This is a genomic window from Parabacteroides sp. AM58-2XD (assembly GCF_003463685.1).
In the GTDB taxonomy this organism is placed as follows: domain Bacteria; phylum Bacteroidota; class Bacteroidia; order Bacteroidales; family Tannerellaceae; genus Parabacteroides; species Parabacteroides segnis.
Map to the genome: position 1 here is coordinate 22,358 of NZ_QSDP01000085.1, position 6,000 is coordinate 28,357.

Sequence of the window (6,000 nt, forward strand, 5' to 3'; positions counted from 1 at the left end):
GATTTAATCATGGTACAGATAGAAGAACTGGGCAAAATGGTTGCCCAAGTGATCTTCAACCGTAATAACAATGCGGCCGGTAAGAATCCGGAACTGATACAGACCGTTTTCGAGAACCTGAAACTGGATCAGGATTTCCTGATGACAACAGCACCCGACGATATCCTCCGCTTCCTCGACAGTGAAGAGAAAAGCGGTATATTACGTCTTGAAATAGCAATCAAGACCCTAATCGAAAGCAGTTATCTTCAACCCAAAAACCAACCGGAAATACTCCTGCGGGCTAAAGAATTGCTGGAATACCTGCAAGCACATGATAGTACGTTCTCGCTGGAAAGGGTTAATTTGCTGAACGAGATCGAGGAACGGCTGAAAGAATAATTCTATTTACTGGAATTTTTTATTTTCTTCTATTCCAATGCCGCCACTCCTTCCGCGCAACGTTCCCCATCGATCGCAGCCGACACAATACCACCTGCATAACCGGCTCCTTCTCCGCAAGGGAAAAGTCCTTTTATCGTAACATGCTGATAGGTGTCACGGTCCCGAAGAATACGGACAGGAGAAGAAGTTCGTGTCTCCACACCGATCATCAATGCTTCATTGGTGAGGAAACCTTTCGAAGTCTTTCCGAAATAACGAAAGCCTTCACGCAAACGGCCGGTTACAAATTCCGGCATCCAGAAATGAAGCGGAGAAGCCAGCAAACCGGGAGTATAAGAGGATACAGGCAGATCGAAGGAGTTTTTCTTGTTTACAAAATCGTTCATACGCTGTGCCGGCGCCGTCTGTTTCATGCCTCCGTTCAACCAACAGACTTCTTCCAGCCGTTCCTGAAAGGCCATCAAAGCCAGTGGCGAATCGGCCGGGACCGTCACTTCTTCATGTTTCATCAGTTCGGTATAATCTTCCGGACGGATTTCGACCACCATTCCGGAGTTGGCCCAACGGGAACCACGATTAGAGGGAGACATCCCATTCACGACGACCTGCTTCGGACCGCTCGCCGCCGGAACAACAAACCCGCCGGGACACATACAGAAAGAATAAACTCCCCTCCCGTTCGACTGGGTAACGAAACTGTACTCGGCAGCCGGAAGATATTTGCCTCTTCCCTCCCTGCGATGATATTGTATCTGGTCGATCAGTTCCTGCGGATGCTCCAGGCGGACGCCTACCGCAATACCTTTCGCCTCTATCGGAATCTGCTGCTGATAAAGATATCTGTAAACGTCACGTGCCGAATGTCCGGTTGCCAGGATTACCGGACCGTAAAAAGTCTTTCCGGTATTCGTCTCTACACCGATCACTTCGTTCTCTTTCAGGATCAAGGCATCCATACGGGTTTCAAAATGCACTTCACCGCCACAACGGATAATCTGCTCACGGATATTTTCTATCACCCGGGGGAGCTTGTCCGTACCGATATGCGGATGGGCATCGGCCAGAATAGAGGTACTCGCCCCATGCTGGCAAAAGACATTCAATATCTTGTCTACCGAACCGCGTTTTTTGCTGCGGGTATATAATTTGCCATCCGAATAGGCACCGGCTCCGCCTTCCCCGAAACTGTAATTCGATTCACTGTTTACCGTATGTTCGCGACTGATCAGGGCAATGTCTTTCTTCCGTTCACGAACGTTTTTTCCCCGCTCGATAATCACCGGACGCAGTCCCAATTCAATCAGGCGAAGGGCAGCAAACAAACCACCCGGCCCGGCACCGACAATAACGACCTGTTTCCCTCCGGATACATCTTTATATTCTACCGACTGATATTCCGGCTCTTCCGGTTGTTCATTAATAAATGCACGTAGCTTGACATTCACATAGATCGTACGCTGACGGGCATCGATAGAGCGTTTCAATACACGCACGGCCTGAATATCTTTTGGAGCAGCACCGGTTTCACGTGCTATCACCTGTTTCAACGATTGCTCATTCACAGCCTCCTCCGGCAGGATGCGGAGTTGTAATTCTTGTATCATATCTGTTTATTTGTTCGTTAATGGGATATAATAGATAATACCTCCCTGAGGCGCAAACCACTCCAATCAGGAGCTATCGTAAGCGACTGGCCCTCATATTTAAAGTTCTTACTTATGTCAAATTCATAACCTACATTTACATTCAATGCAAATCTTTTATGTATCCGTATCTTTGCACCGACAGCCGGTTCGATAAAAAAATTCGCACCATCCAATGATTGAGATGCTTTGTCGTCCAGACCGTTGGAGAACTCGACTCCCTCACTGAATTTTCCGTCGTTAAACACTACACCTGTAGATAATTGCAAATAAGGCCTCACCAAACTCTCCGAAAAATCAGGAAGGGCGAAACGATAAAAACCACCCAAGCGGAGTCCTTTTACACGAAAGGTTATATTATAGGAAGCGGAATAATCGGAAACTCCTTTGTTACTTACCGTATTCATATAATCCAGCAAAAGACCGGCCTGGTGCAACTTTTTCCACTCCACCCCCAATTTCGCCTGATGGGTGATAAAACCAGGAAAATTGTCTGTTACCTTCACATTATTCACCTGCAACTGTGGAGTAGTATTCTCCATAAACTCTTTCAGATTACCCATTTATAGGTTCCGAACCCTACATTATATTCTACGGTCAATTCCTGCGCCAATGCCGAAAGAGCCGTAAGCTGGCAAAAGAGAAATAAAATCAAATATCGTTTCATTGCGGTAAATACTTTTCAATGTTAAACACAAACCCATCAAAAGAGACCAGTGTATTCCCCAACAGATGAACCCAAGGGAAAGTAGCTGCGTCCATTGCCAGTAATTCCTGTCCGGATTGACTGTCTACAATCTTCAGCCTCTTGCTATTATAAAACAACAGGTTGCCAGTAGACGGATCAATATCTTCAAGCGTCATTTCATCCTCCCGCTTTATCTCTTTCAACAACGTAAAATCAGGGCTATGGTAGATATTTAACCTGTCACCGAACTGCACCAGTATCTGATCGGGAAAAGCCGGATTAAAACGGTAAGAACTATAATCCGCATAAGATAACGGAAGGATTTTGCGACCGGTCTCCTGATAGTCTTTCAGACTCAGCAGGCATACATCGAACGAATCCTGATACAGGAGATATTTACCATCCGGCGACATTTGCAGATTAGTTCCCTTAAAGGAAATCTCTCCTATTTTGGTCCCGTCCAGATCGTAAACCGAAACAGTGCAGGTGATTCCGTCAGGAGCATAAGAATAGCAAAGCAACTTATCATCATTGGTTATCCCCAGTATCCGGGAATATCTTTCATAGCGAATACTATTTATAGGAGAAAGCGTATTGCCATCCAATACCAATGCCTGTTCTCCAAAAACAACGACTTTATTTGAAACAGGAGAGGCGATAACGTTATCCCAGCTTGTATCCTGACGATAAGTTTTTTGCAGGCGGACGTCTTGTGGTAAATAACTATTCAGGGTCATATTATTTGTCGCATACAACAAACCGGTTACCGGACTGTAGGCCCATGCTCCTCCCCGCTCATCAGGCAATTCAATGCCCGGTGACCCGACCTCAAATTCCCTGCGCAACATAACCTGCGAAGGATTGTCAACCGGTGAAAAAGAAACAACTAGTTTACTCAAATCCCACCAGGCAGAGGAACCGAAGCGAGTGACCGGTATCTCGAGTGTTCCCTCCAAGCCATCGGGTGTAAAAGGAATATCTTCATCTATCCGGAAAGACAGGTAAGATTTATAAGGTGCCTTCCAATAAACCGTTACCGTCTTTATATCCGACTCTACAATACGAAACTCAAAATCATTGGAAACATCCAAATCACCAAGCGGCCAGACCAACTCTTCTTTTCCCTCGTAATCCAACAAGGCTTCCACATAATAGTTTGCTGTTCCTCCCAACATCTCCTTATCCACAAAATAGTTTTTATCGGCTGTTACGATTATTCTGTCATAATTTCCCTGATAATTACGATAAACAGCATACGATTTCAATTTCAAATGTGTGGGAGCAAGCTGCGGCCAGGTTAGTTCAAAAAAGCCTTCTTCATTGGTACGCGACATAAACATTCCGGGAACTTCCAGTCCGTAATCGACAACAACCGGCCAACTCTTCTTTCCGACAGCCCCTTCCGCACCTATCTGGTCGGCAATGCTCCCACTGCCGGCACGGACAAACATTTCGCAATCGAGCGTATAAGTGCCGGATGGAAAATCGACCGAATTGATATAGATAGCGCCATTCGGTTTTATATCGTCACCCGACCAGACTTTATTTCCCATCTTAAAACGCACGTCCTTAATCTCCTTACCGAAAGCCGACAAGGAGTAATTTAAGGCAGTTTCCTTATTCAAGAAGATAGTCTGACCATCCGTCAGCGCATTCAGGTCAATGCTTACGTAAAGTGAATCCTGCGGTTTTTCTACTTCTATAAAATTTTCATGTATCTTATATTCGCAACTGCACAGCAACCAGATACAACAAAAAGCACACAATAGTCTTTTCATATCAATTCATATATGTTTAACCGAACAAATGCCGAAAAGCCTCTTCCACTTTCTTCACCTGTATGATTTGTATCTTACATTTATTAGTATCAAACCCTTTCAGGTTATTGTGAGGGATGATGATGCGGGAAAAGCCCAGCTTCTCTGCTTCCAGAATACGTTGTTCGATGCGGTTGACCGGACGGATTTCGCCCGACAAGCCGACCTCGCCACACATACAAACGCCTTGTTCGATACTGATATCGAGGCTCGACGAAAGGATAGCGCTGATAACAGCCAGATCGATAGCCGGGTCATTGACCTTCAGTCCTCCGGCAATGTTCAGGAATACGTCTTTCTGTATCAACTTGAATCCGGCACGTTTCTCCAACACAGCCAGCAGCATATTCATTCTTCTCAGATCAAATCCCGTCGCACTGCGTTGCGGAGTTCCATAGACAGCCGAACTTACCAGCGCCTGTGTTTCAATCAGGAAAGGACGTATGCCTTCGATGGCGGCAGCAATTGCCACACCACTCAATCCTTCATGGTTCTGCGTCAGCAACAACTCGGACGGGTTGCTGACTTCACGCAAACCGTTCTGGCGCATCTCATAGATACCCAGTTCCGCCGTGCTGCCGAAACGGTTTTTGATACTCCGGAGAATACGGTACATATAATGCTGGTCTCCTTCAAACTGAAGAACCGTATCGACAATATGTTCCAGAACTTTCGGTCCGGCAATACTCCCCTCCTTATTAATATGTCCTATCAACAGAACAGGGACACCGCTCTCTTTGGCATATTTAAGGATTGCAGCACTACACTCACGGACCTGCGACACGCTGCCGGGAGAAGATTCTACAATCTCCGTATAGATTGTCTGGATAGAGTCTATAATCAATAAATCAGGCTGTACGTTACGGGCCTGGACAAATATCTGTTCCAGATTCGTTTCACTCAGGATGAACATTCCGGATTTTCGTGGGCAATACGGTCGGCACGCAGTTTCAGCTGGCGACTGCTTTCCTCACCCGATACATATAATGTCTTGAGATTGTTCAATCCCAGAACTGTTTGCAGGACCAAAGTCGACTTACCGATACCCGGTTCACCGCCAATCAGCACCAACGAACCTTTCACCAAACCGCCTCCCAGGACACGGTTCAGTTCTTCATCTTTCAAATCAATCCGGGATTCTTCTTCGGAGGTAATATCACGTAACAGAACGGGACGTACTTTACCCGTTTCTGTTATACCGGGAATAATACGTTTTGCAGAAGGTTCTTTGGTTGCAACGATTTCTTCCACATAGGTGTTCCATTCGCCGCAATTAGGACATTTACCGACCCACTTAGGAGAGTCTGCTCCGCAATTGGAGCAGACATATACTGTTTTTGTCTTAGCCATACATCTTTAAGAGCCTGTTTAAATTTTGTAGTTTGAAGTAAAAAGAGTGTTTCTTCTTTCCGTCAAAATGATTATTTTTAGTTACCAAGCTTCAAATAATTATGTATTGTACGGATTT

At 45.6% G+C, this 6,000-nt stretch carries 4 protein-coding genes and 1 pseudogene; 1 reads left to right on the top strand and 4 read right to left on the bottom strand.

Going from position 1 to position 6,000, the window contains the following annotated elements; translation table 11 throughout:
• Positions 1-9: 9 nt before the first annotated feature.
• Complete coding sequence (locus DXA15_RS18295) at positions 10-381, top strand: hypothetical protein (protein WP_233567409.1); 372 nt, start codon at positions 10-12, stop codon at positions 379-381.
• 29 nt (positions 382-410) lie between these two features.
• Here DXA15_RS18295 and DXA15_RS18300 read toward each other — a convergent pair whose 3' ends face one another.
• From DXA15_RS18300 to radA, 4 genes and pseudogenes are all read right to left on the bottom strand, one after another.
• The gene (locus tag DXA15_RS18300) at positions 411-1,988 is read right to left on the bottom strand and encodes an NAD(P)/FAD-dependent oxidoreductase (RefSeq protein WP_128134979.1); all 1,578 of its coding nucleotides are present in this window, start codon (positions 1,986-1,988) and stop codon (positions 411-413) included.
• Positions 1,989-2,005: 17 nt separating this feature from the next.
• Entirely contained in the window at positions 2,006-2,569 is a 564-nt protein-coding gene (locus DXA15_RS18305) for a hypothetical protein (RefSeq protein ID WP_233567410.1), read from the bottom strand.
• Between the two features lie 121 nt (positions 2,570-2,690).
• Positions 2,691-4,493, bottom strand: coding sequence for a hypothetical protein (locus tag DXA15_RS18310; protein WP_128134980.1), 1,803 nt, complete (start codon positions 4,491-4,493; stop codon positions 2,691-2,693).
• Positions 4,494-4,509: 16 nt separating this feature from the next.
• Positions 4,510-5,882, bottom strand: a pseudogene (gene radA / locus DXA15_RS18315) (DNA repair protein RadA).
• Positions 5,883-6,000: the final 118 nt, after the last annotated feature.

Excerpts from the sequence above, each read along its gene's own strand:
- DXA15_RS18295 (WP_233567409.1), top strand. The coding sequence starts at position 10 with ATGGTACAGATAGAAGAACTGGGCAAAATGGTTGCCCAAGTGATCTTC.
- DXA15_RS18300 (WP_128134979.1), bottom strand. The coding sequence starts at position 1,988 with ATGATACAAGAATTACAACTCCGCATCCTGCCGGAGGAGGCTGTGAAT.
- DXA15_RS18305 (WP_233567410.1), bottom strand. The coding sequence starts at position 2,569 with ATGGAGAATACTACTCCACAGTTGCAGGTGAATAATGTGAAGGTAACA.
- DXA15_RS18310 (WP_128134980.1), bottom strand. The coding sequence starts at position 4,493 with ATGAAAAGACTATTGTGTGCTTTTTGTTGTATCTGGTTGCTGTGCAGT.